This is a genomic window from Streptomyces sp. NBC_01591, assembly GCF_035918155.1.
Lineage (GTDB): Bacteria > Actinomycetota > Actinomycetes > Streptomycetales > Streptomycetaceae > Streptomyces.
The window spans coordinates 7,164,309-7,181,189 of sequence record NZ_CP109327.1 but is presented as its reverse complement, the minus strand read 5'-3'; the positions used below and the strand labels follow the sequence as shown (position 1 = coordinate 7,181,189).

The window sequence follows — 16,881 nt, the reverse complement described above, 5'->3', positions numbered from 1 at the left end:
AAGTTAGCCTAACCTAACCAAGGTTGACCTAACTACCCTCTCGCCAGGCGCGCCACAGACGCGCGTACTGGCCCCCCAGAGCCACCAACTCCCCGTGTGTCCCTTCCTCCACCACGCGACCCTCGGACAGCACGGCGATCCGGTCCGCCGCCATCGCCTGGGTCAGCCGGTGCGCCACGAACAGGGTGGTCCGGCCCGAGCACGCGGCCAGCACCGCCCGCTCCAGCTCGGCGGCGCCCTCGCTGCCCGCCTCCGCGGTCGACTCGTCGAGCACCACCACCGGAGCGCGGCCCAACACCAGCCGGGTCAGGGCGATCTGGGCGACCTTGGTGACGTCCAGGCGCTCGCCGCCCTCGCCGACCATGGTGTTCAGCCCGTCGGACAGCAGTTCCACCCACCCGCCGGCGCCGACCGTGCGCAACGCGTCCATCAGCTCGGCGTCGCTCGCCCCGGGCGCGGCGAGCCGCAGATCGTCGGCGAGCGGACCCGAGAACACATGGGTCTCCTGCGTCAGGATGCTCACCAGAGCCCGCGCCCCGGCCTCGTCCAGACCGGCGAGGTCCTGCGAGCCGATGCGCACCGACCCGGCCTGCGGGGTCCCGATGCCGGCGATCAGCGCGGCCAGGGTCGACTTTCCCGCACCCGTCGCACCCACCAGAGCGAGTGAACCCCCGGCCGGGATGGACAGGTTCACATCCCGCAGCACCGGTTCCTCGGTGCCGGGATAGCTGAAGGTCAGCCCCTCCACCGTCACCGGATACGCCCCGGCGTCCGCCGGCGCGACCGACCCGTCGCCCACCAACCGGTCCTCCGCGGGCTCCCCCAGCACCCCGACCAGGCGGGTGAGGCTCGCGCCCGACTTCTGCGCCTCGTCGAAGGTGAACATGATGGCGCCCAGCGGGGTGAACAGCCGGTGGAACATCAGCGGGGCCGCCGCCACCTCGCCCAGGCTGGCGGCATCGGCCTCCAGCAGGGCGTACCCCACCACGACGATGAGGACCAGCCCGATGAACTCGGCGCGGTTCTCCCTGCCGACGAACCGCCCGAAGAACCGGAACACCTCGACGCCGAGATCGCGTACCCGCCACGACTCCTGGGTGACCTTCTCGCGGACGGCGTCCTCCAGGCGGTACGCCCGGACCGTGTCGATCCCGTTCAGACCGCTGATCAACGCCTGCGCACGGTCGGCCTGGGCCGCCCGCTGCTTCCGGTAGAGCGGTGCGGACCGGGGCAGATACCACCGCAGGGCCAGCCCGTACGCGGGCAGCGCGCCGGCGCCGGCCAGGCCGAGCCGCCAGTCCAGCCCGAACATGCCGACCGTGGCGATGGCGACCAGCACCCCCGCCGAGAACACCGTGGGGATGGCCGCCCGGATGCCCTTGGACAGCACGGCCACGTCGTCACCGACCCGGGACAGCACGTCGCCCCGGCCGACCTGCTCGACGCGTGCGCTCGGCATCCCCAGCACCGCACGGACGGCGTCTTCCCGCAGCCGGGCGAGCAGATCCGCCCCCAGCCGCCCGATCAGGTACGCCGAGACCGCGGTGGCCACCGCGCCGAGCAGCGCGGCGGCCCCCATCAACACCCCGATCGTGACCAGCACCGAGCGTGGTTCGCCCCCGACCACCCCGTCGACCACCTGGCCCAGCAGGAGCACGGGGAGCACCTGGAGCGCCGCCCCGGCCACCGTGGTGAGCACGGTGGAGGCCGTCAGCCACGGGGCCTGGCGGCAGTGCGCCATGACCCACCCGGTGGCCTCGCCCGCGGTCGCCGTGCGCAGGGTTGCCGGGGCGACGCGGGTGTCGGGGGTGCTCACACGAAGACCAAGTCTCTCCGGGTACGGGGCGGTTGGATCGGCATTTCTACTTGACCGACTTGACGAGCTCGTCGATCGCGTACGGCAGGGACAGGAGGGTGCCCTGGGACATGGCCGCGCCGACCGCCGGGCCCTCGCTGTCCAGCAGGTACGACACCTTGCCGTTCTTGACGGCGGGCAGGTTGGCGAACAGCTCGAACTTCTTCAGCGCTTCGGTGTCCGCCTTGTCGTTGATGACGAAGATGCGGTCCGCGTCGACCAGGTCGATGCGCTCGGGGGACAGCACGGTGAAGAACTTGCCGTCCGCGACCGTGTCGATCTTGGTCTGGTACTTGAAGCCGATGCCCGTCACCAGCCGTCCGCGTACGTCGGTGGAGGTGAACGGCGCGACGGAGTCCTTGTACCAGGACAGCGCCACGGCGGTCTGGTCCGCGAACTCCGGGTGTGCCTTCTTCGCCGCGTCGAGCTTGCCCTGGATGCCCTGCACCAGCTTGGTGCCCTCGTCCTCCTTGCCGAGCGCTTTGGCGATGTGCACCGCGTTGTCCTGCCACGGTGCGCTGAAGGGCTCCTTCTCGCCCTTGGTGCGACCCACGGTCGGCGCGATCCTGGAGAGCTTCTCGTAGGCGGCCTGGTCGATCTCGGAGTAGACCGCGATGATCAGGTCCGGCCGCAGGGAGGCGATCTTCTCGTAATTGGGGCCCGAGTCACCGTTGTTCATGATGACCTCGGGGCGGGTGTCGCCCCACTTGCCCTTCACCCAGGGCCACTGGGTGTTGATGTCGGGGGACTTGCCCGCCGGGTTCGGGTACTGGTCGACCATGCCGACCGGCTTGATGCCGAGCGCCAGGATGGCCTGGTCGTCCGTGTAACCCACGGAGACGACGCGCTGGGGAGCCTTGGTGATCTCCGTGGATCCGAATGCGTGCTCGACCGTGACCGGGAACGCGCCGGAGGCGGCGGCCGGGGCGTCATCGTTCTTCTTGTCCGCCGAGTCGGAACCGCATCCCGCGAGGAGGCCGACGCCGAGGGTCGCGGCGGACAGCGCCGCCGCCAGCCGCCGCCAGGGCTTCACACGCGTCGTTCTATGGAGAAGCATCCCGAACCCCTTGCTTTCGCACTGTCCGCTGCACCTCTTTGTAAGGGCAGCCAAACCTTATCCTGCACAAGTGAGGCCAGCCTAGCCTAACCTGCGAACTTTCCTTTATCGGGCACCACTTGGGCTCTCGACTGCACCCGCAGCAGACAAGGGCCTACGGATCGAGACAAGGACCTAGGGATCGAGCCGGACGTGCGTGCGGCCGATCGGCACGATCAGCGGCCGGTCGCCCACCGGGTCGTCGATCACTTTGGCGTGCAGCCCGAACGCCTCGTGCAGCAGCTCAGCGGTGATCACTTCACGCGGGTGCCCCTGCGCCAGGATGGATCCCGCCCGCATCACGATCAGGTTGTCGCTGTAGCGCGTGGCCAGATTGAGGTCGTGCAGCACCATGACCACGGTGCACCCCGACTCGTGCAGGTCGTCCACCAGGTCGAGCACGTCGATCGCGTGCGCCAGGTCCAGGTACGTGGTCGGCTCGTCCAGCAACAGCAGGTCGGTGCCCTGGGCGAGGGTCATCGAGATCCAGACGCGTTGACGCTGTCCACCGGAGAGCGAGTCCACCGGACGGTCGGCCAGCTCGGACACCCCGGTCATGGCCAGCGCACGCTCCACGACACCGGCGTCGTCCGAGGACCACTGCCGCAACCAGCTCTGGTGCGGATGGCGCCCCCTGGCGACCAGGTCGGCCACCGTCAGCCCCTCCGGCGCGACCGGTGCCTGCGGCAGCAGACCGAGCTTCTTCGCCACGTCCCTGGTCCTGAGCCGGCCGATGTCCTCGCCGTCCAGCACGACCGTCCCGCCGGCCGGCTTGAGCAGCCGCGTCAGGGTGCGCAACAGGGTGGACTTCCCGCAGCCGTTGGGACCGATGATGGTGGTGATCACCCCTGGGGGGATCGCCACGTCGAGATCGTCGATGACCGTCCGGCCGCCGTACCCGACCGTGACGCCCCTGGCCGCCAGCCGTGACACGTCCTTGGCCCCGGCCTCGATCCCGGTGATGAACTGAGCGGCCACAAGCCCCCCTTGTTTAGGTCCGTCTTGCATTCTTACCGTCTACCTGAGGTTCGCCCGCACCAGCAGATAGATGAGGAACGGGCCGCCGATCGCGGCGGTGACCACGCCGACGGGAAGAGTGATCGGCAGCGCCGTGCGCGCGACCAGGTCCGAGCCGATCAGGAGCAACGCGCCCACCAGGCCGGAGGCCACCATCGGCGGCGTCGGGAACCTCGCCAGACGCATCGCCACCTGCGGCGCCACCAGGGCAACGAACGGAACCGGGCCCGCCGCGCTCACCGCCACGGCGGCCAGCAGGACCGCGCACAGCAGCAGCACGGCCCGCACCCTCGAGTACCGGACGCCCAGGCCGGCGGCGACCTCGTCGCCGAGATGCATCGGCTTGAACTGGAACGCGACACCGGCCACGACGACGACGAGGACGAGCGTGCACCAGAACGCCACCCGGACCTCGTCCCACGACCGGCCGTCCAGCGAACCGACCAGCCATGCCTGGGCCCTGGCCACGTCCCTGATGTCGGCCGAGACCAGCAGCCAGGTCGTGATCGCCTCCATCACGGCACTCACCGAGATACCGATGAGGATGAGCCGGAAGCCGTCGATCCCGCGCCGCCACGCCAGGAAGTACACCAGCAGCCCCGTACCGAGACCGCCCGCGAGCGCCGCCGCGGGCAGGCCCACCGAGCCGACGACCGCCGCGGCGGTCCCGCCCGACACCGTCACCAGGAACACCGCGACCGCGCCGGCTCCCCCGGTGATGCCCAGAATGTCCGGGCTGGCGAGCGGATTGCGTGCGACGGACTGTGTGATCGCCCCGGACATCCCGAGCGCGATCCCCACGACGAGACCGGCCAGGGCACGCGGCATCCGCAGGTCCATGACCACGAACTCGTCGACCTGTTCACCCCGGCCGAGGATCGTGGCGATCACCCGGGAGAGGCCGATGGGGAATTCCCCGACGCCGATGGAGAGGCAGAACACCAGGAACGTCGCCGCTGCCAGCAGCAGCGTGACCAGGACGAGCCAGGGCCGCCATACGAACGACACCTGACCGAGCCGCACGCCCTGCGCCACCGATGGATTCACGTCTGACCCGTTCATGCGCTCCTGAACTTTCCTCGCCACACCAGGACCGCGAAGAACGGGGCTCCGAGGAGGGCGACCACGACACCCGCGTCCAACTCGCCCGGCCGCACCACCAGGCGCCCCACGATGTCGCAGACCAGCAGGACGACGGAGCCGAGCAGACCCGCGTACGGCACCAGCCAGCGGTAGTCCGGCCCGGTCAGATACCGGGCCACGTGGGCCACCATGAGTCCGAGAAACGCGATGGGGCCGCACGCCGCCGTGGCCGCGCCCGCGAGCAGGGTGATGGCGACGATGCCGACGGTCCGGCTCAGCGCGATGTTCACGCCCAGCCCCCGCGCCACGTCGTCGCCCAGGTTGAGCAGGTTGAGGGCGGGCAGGGTGATCAGCGCCGGCACCAGTCCCACCGCTATGAACGCGGTCACCGGCCAGATGACGTCGAATCCGACACCGGCCACGGAGCCCGCGTTCCAGAACCGCAGCGCGTTCAGCGACTTCTGGTCGGACAGCGCGACCGCCGTGGTCATCGCGGCGAGGAACACCGTGAGCCCCTGCCCGGCCAGAGCGAGCGTCAACGGGCTGCCCGCCCCCCGGCCGATGCTCGCGAGGCCGAAGACGACGACACCGGCGACCGCCGCCCCCACGAAGGCGAACCAGACGTACTGGAACGGGTCGGCGAAACCGAACACGGCGATCACCGACACCACGGCGAACGAAGCACCGGCGTTCACCCCCAACAGGCCCGTATCGGCTATGGGGTTGCGGGTGTACCCCTGGATCAGCGCACCACCGACCCCCAGAGCGATGCCCGCCACGATCGCGAGCACCGTGCGAGGCACCCGCACGGTCTGCACGATGAGCCTGATCTCGGTGAGCCGCCGGTCCGATTCGGGCGCCGTGAAGAGTCCGTGCCAGACCTCGGCGGGGCTCAGCGCGCGTGCCCCGACGGCCAGCGACACCGCCGCCGCGATCACGAGGATCACCACGAGCGCGCCCAGACCCACGACCCGCCGTCGGCGGGCCTCCGCCGTACCCCTGGGCGCCCTGGGCGCGGGGCGCTCAACTGCAGTCGTGCGCATGTCGACGTTCGTCATCCCTCATGATCCGCCGGGAAGGCATGGCCGGTTGGGCACGTCACGCGCAGGTGCCGGTGCCGCCGGCGACCGGCCGGGCCTCGTCGGAGGCGGACTTGACTCCCCGGTCGAGCAGCGAGTCCAGGATCTCGCCGACCCGTATCGCGGTGTTGGACAGCAGGGACGTCGTGATGCCGTGCGTGTGCTCCGTGCCGCCCTGCAGGTAGATACCGCTGCGCAGGTCGGGGTCCGTCGAGACGCGGTAGTCGCGCTCGACGCGGACCCGGCCCTCGTCGTCGCGCAGGCAGCGGTCGGCGACCTCGCCGAGAAGGCCGAGGGGGTCGGCGGGGCTGTAGCCGGTGGCGAACACCACGACATCGGCGTCCAGGAGCGTCTCCTCGCCCGTGACGAGGGACTTCACGGTGGTACGGACGCTGTCGGGCGTCTCCTCCACGCCGGTGACCCGGGACACGTTGAGGAAGCGCAGCCGCTCGGTGCCGAGGACCTTCTCCTGGTACATCTGCCGGTACAGGTCGTCGATCAGGTCGATGTCCACCACGGAGTAGTTGGTGTTGCCGTGGTAGGCCATCAGCCGGCTCTTGACGCTGTCGGGCGCGGCGAAGTAGTCGTCGACCGCCCCGGGGTCGAAGATCCGGTTGGCGAAGCTGCTGTCGTCGGCGGGGCTGTAGCCGTAACGGGAGAAGACCGCGCAGACCTCGGCCCGGGGGAAGCGGCGGTGCAGGTAGGCGACGTTCTCGGCGGCGCTCTGACCGGCGCCCACGACGACGAACCGCGAGGGCGAGGTGCCCTCCAGACCGTCGACGTTCCGCAGCAGATCGGAGTTGTGCCAGACACGGTCGCCGCGCTCCACGCCCTCGGGCATGAGGGGGCGCAGCCCGGTACCGACGACGAGGTTGCGGGCCCGGTGGACCTCGAGGCCCTCCCCCGACCGGACGGTCACGTCCAGGTACTCCACCACACCGTCGTGGACGAAGGGTGTGACGGAGACGACCTCGTGGCCGTAGGAGACCATGTCGTCGACCTTGGCCGCGGCCCACTCGAAGTAGTCGTGGAACTCCACCCGCAGCGGGAAGAGGTTCTTGTGGTTGATGAAGTCGATCAGCCGGCCCTTGCTCTGCAGGTAGCAGAGGAAGCTGTACTCGCTGGCCGGGTTCCGGAGCGTCACCAGGTCCTTGAGGAAGGACACCTGCATGGTGGCGTCGTCGATCAGCATGCCGCGGTGCCAGCCGAAGCTCTGCTGCTGCTCGAAGAAGTGAGCGGTGACCGACTCCTGCCTGCCGACGCGTGTGTTGTGCTCGCTCAGCGCAATCGCCATGGCCACATTGGAGGGGCCGAAGCCGATGCCAATCAGGTCGTGGACCAGTGGTGCGTCGCCAGGAAGAACCGGTGACATGTCACTCCCATCGTGCGGGAAAGCCGCCTGTCAGGCGTAGGAAAGATACGAAGGCGGGCACGCCGACAGAGCGGCCAACCGAACTTAGGTGAGCCTAAGCTAATCACGCGATGTTGTCGATACCGCAAACCGGCGACCGGGGCTGACGATCCGTCAACCGGGGCCCAAAATCCCCCTGTTGCAAAGTAAGGTAAGCCTTGCTTTACTTGCCCCGGTCTATCCCTGCCCTGAGGAGGAACCCCATGCGGGTCGTCATGTTCGGTTACCAGACCTGGGGGCACCGCACCCTGCAAGCCCTCCTGAAGTCCGGGCACAGCGTGGAACTGGTCGTGACGCACCCCAAGAGCGAGCACGCGTACGAGAAGATCTGGAGCGACTCGGTCGCCGACCTCGCCGAGGAGCACGGCGTCCCGGTACTGATCCGCAACCGCCCTGACGACGAAGAGCTGTTCGAGCGGCTCAAGGAGGCCGACCCGGACATCATCGTGGCCAACAACTGGCGGACGTGGATCCCGCCGCGCATCTTCGGCCTCCCGCGCCACGGCACGCTGAACGTCCACGACTCGCTGCTGCCGAAGTACGCCGGCTTCTCCCCGCTGATCTGGGCGCTGATAAACGGCGAGCCCGAGGTGGGCGTCACCGCGCACATGATGGACGACGAACTCGACGCCGGCGACATCGTCCGGCAGGAGGCCGTTCCGGTCGGACCGACGGACACCGCCACCGATCTCTTCCACAAGACCGTCGACCTCATCGCCCCGGTCACCATCGGCGCGCTCGACCTCATCGCCGCCGGACAGACGGAGTTCACCAAGCAGGACCGCTCCCGGGCGAGCTTCTTCCACAAGCGGTCCGCCGAGGACATCCGCATCGACTGGGCCTGGCCGGCCGAGGACCTCGAACGCCTGGTCCGCGCCCAGTCCGAGCCGTACCCCAGCGCCTTCACCTTCCACCGGGGCAAGCGACTCGAGGTGCTCGCCTCGGTGGTGTCCCAGGGCCGCTACGGCGGTACGCCCGGTCGCATCTTCTACCGCGAGGGCGAAGGCGTGGTGATCGTCGCCGGAGCCGATGCCCGCACCGGCCGCAACCACGGCCTGGCCATCACGCGCGTACGGACCGAGGACGGCCGAGAGATGCCCGCGACGGAGTACTTCACCTCCATGGGCGGCTACCTGACCAGCCGTCCCTGACGCGACGGCACCACCCCGTCGCGCAGGAGGCGGGCAGTACGGTCGGTCTCCTCGCCGCCCTCGCGCGCACGGCCGGCCGGGACGGCCGCGGCCGGGTGACGCGGCCGGGTGACGCGGCGCGGTTCAGCAAAGCGGCGCGCCGCGGGGCTCGCAGGACGCGCCGGGGATGTTCTCCCGCTCAGGGGGTCGCCGCGGAGACGACGTAGACAACGGGGTTCATCGGGTCGGTCATGTTCACCATGATGTCCTGGGTGGGCCGCGGGTCCTTGTTGGTGTGCGTGGTGCCCGCCCACTCGACCCCGGGGCCGAACTTCCAGCCCGAGACCTTCTGGTCGCGGTCGCCGATGGTCACCTTGCCGGCCTCCAGGTCGGAGCGGCCGCTGCCCATCCGGCCGAGGAAACGGTCGAGCCCGGCGGACGTGGTGCGGAACTCCACGTACAGCCGGCTGGCCTTCCAGTTGTTGGTCTCGTAGTACTGCACGTCCAGGGAGTTGCCGGGCATCGGCAGCTCGAAGATCCGGCGCTGCAACCGGGACGGCCAGCCCTCCCGGAGCCCCTGCGCGGAGGCCTCGGCCTCCTTGTTCTGACCGGAGCGGCGGCTCTGCCCTGCGGAGATCAGCAGATAGCCGGCCGGGATGCCGATGAGCAGCACGATGATGGTCGCCGTGATCAGCCGACGGCGGATCAGCCGGCGCCGGTCCTGCGGCGGCCGGCCGTCGTCGTCGGGCGGCGTGGACTGACGCGGCAGGACGGGGTGCTCGGCTGCGGTCATGTGTCTGGGGATCCCTAGGAGGTGCGGGTGTTGCGCGTATTACGGATGGTGCTCGCGGCCTGGTCGTAGATCTGGGCGTACCGCTCGTAGCGCTCGACGCGGCGGCGGTTGGCCCGGCGGAATCTGCGGGCCACCAGCCGGGCCAGGTCCGCGGCGCCGACCATACCTGCCTCCGGGCCGAGCTGTGCCTTGGCGATCCGGGCCTCGGGCCGGTAGCCGCGGCCGGTGAGGTGGCGCTTGAAGGCGTCCCTGGCCGGGCCGATGAGCAGGTCGTCGGCGGCGCTGACGCCGCCCCCGATGACGAAGCAGGAGGGGTCGAGCGCGGCGGCCAGATTGGCGATGCCCACGCCGAGCCACTGGCCGATGTCCTGGAGGAGCTCGACGCACATCGCGTCGCCCTCGCGGGCCAGTTCGGTGATGAGGGGCCCGGTGATGTCGGGGATGTTGCCCTTGACCCGCTCGATGATGCCGTGCGCCACCGGGGAGTCCGCGGCCGCCAGTTCCTTGGCCTCCCGCACGAGTGCGTTGCCGGAGCTGTACTGCTCCCAGCAGCCGCGGTTCCCGCAGGGGCAGCGGTGCCCGCCGGGCACCACCTGCATGTGGCCGAACTCACCGGCGACGCCGTACTTGCCGCGCTTGACCTGGCCGTCCTCCAGGATCGCGCCGCCGATGCCGGTGCCGAGCGTGATCATGACGAGGTGGTCCTCGCCGCGGCCCGCGCCGAAGCGCCACTCCGCCCAGGCGGCGGTGTTGGCGTCGTTGTCGACCATGACGGGGACGACGAGGCGGGAGGCGAGGGCGTCGCGCAGCGGTTCGTCGCGCCAGGCGAGGTGCGGGGCGAAGAGCACCTTGGAGCGGTCCGCGTCGACCCAGCCGGCCGCGCCGATGCCGACGGCGTGCACATCGTGCCGGTCGGAGAGGTCCAGGACCAGTTCGACGATGGTGTCCTCGACGACCTTGGGGCTCTTGGACTTGTCCGGCGTCTCGGTACGCAGCTGCTCCAGGATGTTGCCGTCGGCGTCGACGACACCCGCCATCACCTTCGTACCGCCGATGTCGATGCCGACGGTGGGTACCCGCGGTGCCGTGAGGTGCGAGCGCCGCTCCCGGGTGCCCACGGTCCGCAGGACGGTGGCGCGGGCGGAGCCGCGGTGTGTGAAGTCGCGGTACGTGCTCATCGTCCCTGCGGGGTCTGGAGGAGCCGGGGCGGTGCTCCCGGCGGCGGACTGCGCCCGTCGGGCTCGATTCTGCCACTGCCGGGGCACCGGGGCTGGCGGACCGGTGAGCACGGGGCCGGTACCGGCCGGGGACTACTCGGGCTTGCCGGGGACCGGGTGGCCGCCGAGATGGGTCGGTGCGGGGGCCCGTTCCAGCTCGTGGCTGAGCTCCTCCAGCTCGCTGCCGCCCGCCATCTGGCGGGTCAGCTCGTCCAGAGTGATGGACGCCTTGGTGTGGCTGCCGGACATGGCGCCCCGCTTCAGCAGGACGAAACGGTCCCCGACGAGATACGCGTGGTGCGGGTTGTGCGTGATGAGGACCACGCCGAGGCCCGCGTCGCGGGCGGCGGCGACGTACTTGAGCACGACCCCGGACTGCTTGACGCCGAGAGCGGCGGTGGGCTCGTCCAGGACGAGGACCTTGGCGCCGAAGTAGACGGCCCGTGCGATGGCGACGCACTGGCGCTCGCCGCCGGAGAGGGTGCCGATCGGCTGGTCGACGTCGCGCAGGTCGATCCCCATGCGCAGCAGCTCGGAGCGGGTGGTCTCGCGCATCAGCCGCACGTCGAGGCGCTTGAAGGGGCCGGCGCCGGTGGTCGGCTCGGAGCCGAGGAAGAAGTTGCGCCAGACCGGCATCAGGGGGACGACGGCGAGGTCCTGGTAGACCGTGGCGATGCCGCGGTCCAGGGCGTCGCGCGGGTTGGCGAGGGTGGTCTCCTCGCCGTCGATGAGGAAGGTCCCGGCATCGTGCCGGTGCAGCCCCGCGATGATCTTGATCAGGGTCGACTTGCCTGCGCCGTTGTCGCCGAGCACACAGGAGATCTCGCCCGCGTGGACCTCCAGCGAGACGTCCGTCAGGGCCTTGATGTTGCCGTAGAACTTGCTGACGTGGTCCAGCTCGACGAGCGCCCGGTGGGGCGCCTCCTGGTCGGCCGGTGCCTTGGGGGCCGTCATTTCGTCGCCTCCGCGCGCTTGCGTACCCATGCGTTGAGCAGGGTGGCCAGGAGCAGCATGGCTCCGAGGAAGAACTTGAACCAGTCCGGGTTCCACTCCGCGTACACGATGCCCTTGCTGGTCATGCCGAAGATGAAGGCACCGACCGCGGAGCCGATCGCGGAGCCGTAGCCGCCGGTGATCAGACAGCCGCCGATGACGGCCGCGATGATGTAGATCAGTTCGTTGCCGACGCCCTCGCCGGACTGCACGACGTCGAACGAGAACAGCAGATGCTGGCCGGAGACCCAGGCGGCGAAGGCGACCCCGAGGTAGAGCCCGATCTTGGTACGGATCACCGGGACGCCGACCGCGCGGGCCGCGTCGGCCTCGCCGCCGACCGCGAAGATCCAGTTGCCGAAGCGGGTACGGAGCAGGATCCAGGTGGCGATCGCGACGAGTACGGCCCACCACAGGATGGTGACCTTGAACTCGACGCCGCCGATGGTCCACTGCGAGGCGAACACCTTGCGGGCCGAGTCGAAGCCCTCCATGTCACCGATGGCCTTGGTGGACACGGTCCCGCTGATCAGCTTGGTGAAGCCCAGGTTGAGGCCGGTCAGCATCAGGAACGTACCGAGCGTGATGATGAAGCTCGGCAGTTTGGTGCGGGTCAGCATGAAGCCGTTGAACGCCCCGATGGCCAGAGTGACCAGCAGCGACACGAAGACGCCGACCCAGACGTTGGCCGTCATCTGATAGCTGAACATCGACGAGATCAGCGCGGAGCTGGTGACCAGCACACCGGCGGAGAGGTCGAACTCGCCGCCGATCATCAGCAGCGCCACCGGCGCGGCCATGATCCCGATCGTCGAGGCCGCGTACAGCACGGTGCCGAAGCTGGAGGCGCGCAGGAAGCTGTCGGCGACGATCGAGAAGAAGATGAAGACGGCCGCGGCACCGACCACCGAGCCGAGCTCGGGACGGCCGAGCAGCCTGCGCAGCGGTGAGGTGCGCATCAGCCGCTCGTCGGCCCCGGCCGGGGCGGACGGTCCGGCGATCGTGCTCATCGGGTCCCCCGCTTCGTGTACTGGGCGAGTTCGGCGGCGTCCTTCGAGGTGATGATCTGCGGTCCGGTGAGGACCGGGCGTCCGCCACCGAGCACATTGCCGTTGTAGCGGTGGAGCCAGAGCAGGTCGACCGCCTCGTACCCCTGGAGGTAGGGCTGCTGGTCCACCGCGAAGCCGAGGGTCTTGTCCTGGAGGGCCGTGGCGACCTTGGCGTTCAGGTCGAAGGTGTCGATCTCGGCCTTGCTGCCCGCGGTCTTCTTCGCCTTGACCGCGGCGTCCGCGAACGGCGCGCCGAGCGTCACGACCGCGTCGATGTTCTTGTCGGCCTGGAGCTTCGCCTCGATGGACGCCTGGACGTCGGGCATGTTGGTGCCCTCGACGTACAGGTTCTGCATCTGTCCGTCGAAGGTCTTCTTCGCCCCGGCGCAGCGCTGCTCGTGGCCGACGTTGCCCTGCTCGTGCAGGATGCACAGCGCCTTCTTGCGGCCCCGGGCGTTGAGCTCCTCGCCGACCGCCTCGCCCGCGATGGACTCGTCCTGGCCGATGTGGGTGAGCGCGCCGAACCGCTTGGACTCCGCGGAGCCCGAGTTCACCGTGATCACCGGGATTCCGGCCTTGGTGGCCTTGGTCACCACGTCCTTCATCGCGTCGGGCTTGGCGAGGGTGACGATCAGCCCGTCGACCTTCTGGTCGATGGCGGCCTGCACCAGCTGGGCCTGCTGCTGCGCCTCGTCGTTGTGCGAGTACAGGAACTTGATGTTGTCCTTGACGGCGGCCTGCTCGGCACCGCGCTGGACGATGTCCCAGAAGGTGTCGCCGTCGCCCGAGTGGGTGACCATGGCGAAGGTCCAGCGGGGCGTGTCCACCGCGGCCCGGCCCTCGGCGGCGGCCCGGGCCGCGCGCTCCTCCGCCCGCTTGCCACCGGTGCTGCTGCATCCCACGAGGGAAGCCCCGAGCACCGCCGCAAGCACGGCGCCCATCGCACGTACCCCTGTCCGAACCCTTGCCACGACGCCGTGCCCTTCTTGTGCTGCTCGCTGTGCTGCCTGGAGGGGCCGGGGATGGTGCGCACCCGGCCCGGCTGGCCAAGTATCCCCGAGCGGTCGGCGGCACCGCCCGGCAGGGGCGGGACGCGTGTGTCGGCACCGGGTGCGCACCGCGGTGTACGGGAGGTTCACCGGGTGCCGCGCGCGGTGTACTTCTCCAGCTGCGGCACGTCGGTGGCGGTGACGATCGCCGGGCCGGTGAGCACCGGCTTTCCGCCGCCGATGACGTTGCCGTTGGTCCGGTTCAGCCACAGCTCGTCGACGGCGAGATAGCCCTGGAGGTAGGGCTGCTGGTCGACGGCGAAGCCGACCTCGTGCGCCTTCAGCCGCTTGACGACCTCGGCGTTCAGGTCGAAGGTGTCGACCTCCGCCTCGCTGCCGGAGCCCTCCTTGGCCTTGACGGAGGCGGCGGCGAAGGGGGCGCCGAGGGTGACGATCGCGTCGATGTCCTTGTCGGCCTGGAGCTTCGCCTCGATCGAGGAGGTGGAGGCCGGCATGTTGGTGCCGTCCACGTTGAGGTTCTCGACCCGGCCGCCGAAGGTCTTGCGTACCCCGGCGCAGCGCTCCTCCAGCGACACATTGCCCTGCTCGTGGATGATGCAGACGGCCTTCTTGCGGCCCCGCGCGCCGAGCTCCTCACCGACTGCCTCGCCCGCGACCTTCTCGTCCTGCCCGATGTGCCCGAGCGCGCCGAGCCGCTTGGAGAACTGTGCGCCCGAGTTGATGGTCACGACGGGTATGCCGGCCTTCACGGCCTTGGCGACGACGTCCTCGACGGCTTCCGGTTTGGCGAGGGTGACGATCAGCCCGTCGACCTTCTGGTCGATGGCGGCCTGGACGAGCTGGGCCTGTTCCTTTCCCTCCTTGTGCGCCGAGTACAGGAACTCGACGTTGTCCTTGGCCGCCGCCTGTTTCGCGCCGCTCTGCACGATGTCCCAGAAGGTGTCGCCCTCCCCCGAGTGCGTGACCATCGCGATCTTCATCCGGGGCGTGTCGGCGGCCGCGCCGCCGCTCGTGCCCGCGGGCTTCTCCTCGGCGCTCCTGCCGCCGGAGCCGCTGCAGCCGGAGACGGCGATGCCGATTCCGAGGGCCGCGACGGTGATCAGGGTTGCTGCCTTGCGAGAGGTACGCATGGTGGGTCCGCCTTCTCTCCCGGCCGCCCGAGTGCGGCTGGAGGAGTTCTAGCGGTGGGCGTACGGGACGTCAACGGGGCCGGGTGGCCGTCGTCACCGTACGAGCAGCTGGAAATCGAAGGTGTAGCGAGAGGCCCGGTAGATGTGGGAGCCGAACTCGACCGCCCGTCCGGTGTCGTCGAAGGTGGTGCGCTCCATCGTCAGCAGGGCGGCGCCCTCCGTCTCGGCGAGCCCGGCCGCCTCGTCGGCGGTGGCGAGCCGGGCGCCGACGGTCTGGCGGGCGCTGTGCAGGGTGATGCCGGCGCCACGCATCAGCCGGTACAGGCCGGTGGCCTCCAGCCGCCCGGTGTCCAGGTCGAGGATCCCGAGCGGCAGGTGGTTGCGCAGGAGTGCCAGCGGCTCGTCGTGCGCGTACCGCAGCCGCTCGACGAGGTGTACGTCGGTGCCTTCGGCGACCGCCAGGGCGTCGGCCACCGCCGCGTCGGCGGGCTCGACGGTGTTGCGCAGGACGCGGGTCGTGGGGTGCCCGCCCGCGGCCTCCAGGTCGTCGTAGAGGCTGCTCAGTTCGAGCGGGCGCCTGACCCTGCTGTGCACGACCTGGGTGCCGACGCCGCGACGACGCACCATCAGCCCCCTGTCGACCAGTGACTGGATGGCCTGGCGGACCGTGGGCCGGGACAGGCCGAGCCGTGCCGCGAGTTCGATCTCGTTGCCGAGGAGGCTGCCGGGGGCGAGCCGGCCCTGCTCGATGGCGGCTTCCAGCTGCTGGGCCAGCTGGAAGTAGAGCGGGATCGGGCTGGTGCGGTCCACGCCGAGTTCGAGTGCGGCGGGGTCGGTGGTGGGTTTGGGCACGCGTGGAGGGTATCCCTCACGTCAGAACCTCCGGTAGTCCGGTCGTCCTGTTGTCCGGACAGCATGACCAACGAACAAGACGCACCTTGTCAGGACATATGGTTGACAGCGCAGCCGGCGGGCGGCACGTTGGGTCCATGCGTATCGGACTCATCGGCACCGGCCGGATCGGTTCCTTCCACGCGGGCGTGCTGGCCCGCCATCCCGAGGTGGACGCCCTGGTGGTGACGGACACCGACGGGGCGCGGGCGGCCGAGGTCGCCGGGCGCGTCGGCGCGACGGCCGTCCCGGGCGCCGACGAGGTGTTCGGCGCCGGGGTGGACGCCGTGGTGATCGCCTCGGCCACATCGGCGCACGCGGGGCTGATCGGCCAGGCCGCGCGCGCGGGGCTCCCTGCGTTCTGCGAGAAGCCGATCGCGCTGGACCTGCCGGGGACCCTGGGCGCGCTGCGCGAGGTCGACCGGGCCGGGTGCGTGCTCCAACTGGGCTTCATGCGCAGGTTCGACGCGGGATACCGGGCGGCCCGCGCCGCCGTGCGGGCCGGTGCGCTGGGCAGGCTGCACACCGTGCGGGCGGTGACGATGGACCCCGCCCCGCCGCCCGCCGCGTATCTGCCGCTCTCCGGGGGGCTCTACCGGGACTGTCTGGTCCATGACTTCGACATGCTGCGGTGGGTGACGGGCCGTGAGGTGACGGAGGTGTACGCCACCGGATCGGATGCCGGGCCCGGGATGTTCCGGGCCGCGGGCGATGTCGACACCGCGGCGGTCCTGCTGACCCTCGACGACGGCACCCTGGCCACGGCGACGGCCACCCGCTGCAACGGCGCCGGCTACGACGTACGGATGGAAGTGGCGGGCGAGCTGGACCAGATCACGGTCGGCCTGGACGCCCGCACACCGCTCACCTCGGCCGAACCACAGGGTCCCCCGGCTCCCGCCAGCCCCTGGCCCGGCTTCCTGGAGCGGTTCGCTCCGGCGTACGAGGCCGAACTGGACGCGTTCGTACGGGTGGTGCGGGGCGAACGGCCCAATCCGTGCGACGGCCGGGAGGCGTGGTTCGCGCTGCTGATCGCGGAGGCGTGCGAGGTGTCCCGCCGGGAACGGCGCCCCGTGGCGATCGCGGAGATCACCGACGGCGCGACGCAGCCCGTCCCCTGAGGGCCC

At 70.2% G+C, this 16,881-nt stretch carries 15 protein-coding genes; 2 read left to right on the top strand and 13 right to left on the bottom strand.

The genetic code is table 11. The features are described from left to right. Window positions 1-28: 28 nt before the first annotated feature. The 6 genes from OG978_RS33165 to OG978_RS33140 all read right to left on the bottom strand — a co-directional run bounded on the left by OG978_RS33165 (window position 29) and on the right by OG978_RS33140 (window position 7,502). Window positions 29-1,816, bottom strand: coding sequence for an ABC transporter ATP-binding protein (locus OG978_RS33165; protein WP_326768744.1), 1,788 nt, complete (start codon window positions 1,814-1,816; stop codon window positions 29-31). A 46-nt stretch (window positions 1,817-1,862) separates the two neighbouring features. Beyond that, the gene (locus OG978_RS33160) at window positions 1,863-2,912 is read right to left on the bottom strand and encodes an iron-siderophore ABC transporter substrate-binding protein (protein WP_326768743.1); all 1,050 of its coding nucleotides are present in this window, start codon (window positions 2,910-2,912) and stop codon (window positions 1,863-1,865) included. A gap of 174 nt (window positions 2,913-3,086) precedes the next feature. Next, window positions 3,087-3,929 (bottom strand): ABC transporter ATP-binding protein, encoded by an 843-nt coding sequence (locus OG978_RS33155; protein WP_326768742.1) that lies wholly within the window; start codon window positions 3,927-3,929, stop codon window positions 3,087-3,089. Window positions 3,930-3,968: 39 nt separating this feature from the next. Further along, a complete protein-coding gene (locus OG978_RS33150; protein ID WP_326768741.1) occupies window positions 3,969-5,030 on the bottom strand; it encodes a FecCD family ABC transporter permease in 1,062 nt (353 codons plus the stop codon). Beyond that, a complete protein-coding gene (locus tag OG978_RS33145; protein WP_326770239.1) occupies window positions 5,027-6,094 on the bottom strand; it encodes a FecCD family ABC transporter permease in 1,068 nt (355 codons plus the stop codon). Before OG978_RS33145 ends, OG978_RS33150 begins: the two co-directional genes overlap by 4 nt. 55 nt (window positions 6,095-6,149) lie before the next feature. After that, window positions 6,150-7,502, bottom strand: coding sequence for a lysine N(6)-hydroxylase/L-ornithine N(5)-oxygenase family protein (locus tag OG978_RS33140; protein ID WP_326768740.1), 1,353 nt, complete (start codon window positions 7,500-7,502; stop codon window positions 6,150-6,152). Window positions 7,503-7,744: 242 nt separating this feature from the next. On the opposite strand from OG978_RS33140, the gene OG978_RS33135 reads away from it, so the two are divergent. Next, window positions 7,745-8,692 carry a methionyl-tRNA formyltransferase gene (locus tag OG978_RS33135; protein WP_326768739.1) on the top strand — a complete coding sequence of 316 codons (948 nt, stop codon included), beginning with the start codon at window positions 7,745-7,747 and terminating at the stop codon, window positions 8,690-8,692. 178 nt (window positions 8,693-8,870) lie between these two features. Here the strand turns inward: OG978_RS33135 and OG978_RS33130 are convergent, their stop codons facing one another. From OG978_RS33130 to OG978_RS33100, 7 genes are all read right to left on the bottom strand, one after another. Next, window positions 8,871-9,464 carry a hypothetical protein gene (locus OG978_RS33130; protein WP_326768738.1) on the bottom strand — a complete coding sequence of 198 codons (594 nt, stop codon included), beginning with the start codon at window positions 9,462-9,464 and terminating at the stop codon, window positions 8,871-8,873. 14 nt (window positions 9,465-9,478) lie between these two features. After that, window positions 9,479-10,642: an ROK family glucokinase gene (locus tag OG978_RS33125; RefSeq protein WP_124721377.1), complete on the bottom strand. Its 1,164-nt coding sequence runs from the start codon at window positions 10,640-10,642 to the stop codon at window positions 9,479-9,481. Window positions 10,643-10,774: 132 nt separating this feature from the next. Then, on the bottom strand, window positions 10,775-11,635 hold the full coding sequence (locus OG978_RS33120; protein ID WP_326768737.1) for an ATP-binding cassette domain-containing protein: 861 nt from the start codon (window positions 11,633-11,635) through the stop codon (window positions 10,775-10,777). Further along, on the bottom strand, window positions 11,632-12,684 hold the full coding sequence (locus tag OG978_RS33115; protein WP_326768736.1) for an ABC transporter permease: 1,053 nt from the start codon (window positions 12,682-12,684) through the stop codon (window positions 11,632-11,634). Before OG978_RS33115 ends, OG978_RS33120 begins: the two co-directional genes overlap by 4 nt. Beyond that, window positions 12,681-13,694: a sugar ABC transporter substrate-binding protein gene (locus OG978_RS33110; protein ID WP_442817780.1), complete on the bottom strand. Its 1,014-nt coding sequence runs from the start codon at window positions 13,692-13,694 to the stop codon at window positions 12,681-12,683. The genes OG978_RS33115 and OG978_RS33110 overlap by 4 nt, the downstream gene beginning before the upstream one ends. Window positions 13,695-13,858: 164 nt before the next feature. Further along, complete coding sequence (locus OG978_RS33105; protein ID WP_326768734.1) at window positions 13,859-14,863, bottom strand: sugar ABC transporter substrate-binding protein; 1,005 nt, start codon at window positions 14,861-14,863, stop codon at window positions 13,859-13,861. A gap of 93 nt (window positions 14,864-14,956) precedes the next feature. Continuing rightward, window positions 14,957-15,715 (bottom strand): GntR family transcriptional regulator, encoded by a 759-nt coding sequence (locus OG978_RS33100; RefSeq protein WP_326768733.1) that lies wholly within the window; start codon window positions 15,713-15,715, stop codon window positions 14,957-14,959. Window positions 15,716-15,852: 137 nt separating this feature from the next. On the opposite strand from OG978_RS33100, the gene OG978_RS33095 reads away from it, so the two are divergent. Beyond that, window positions 15,853-16,875, top strand: a complete 1,023-nt coding sequence (locus tag OG978_RS33095) for a Gfo/Idh/MocA family protein (protein WP_326768732.1) — start codon at window positions 15,853-15,855, stop codon at window positions 16,873-16,875. Window positions 16,876-16,881 lie beyond the last annotated feature (6 nt).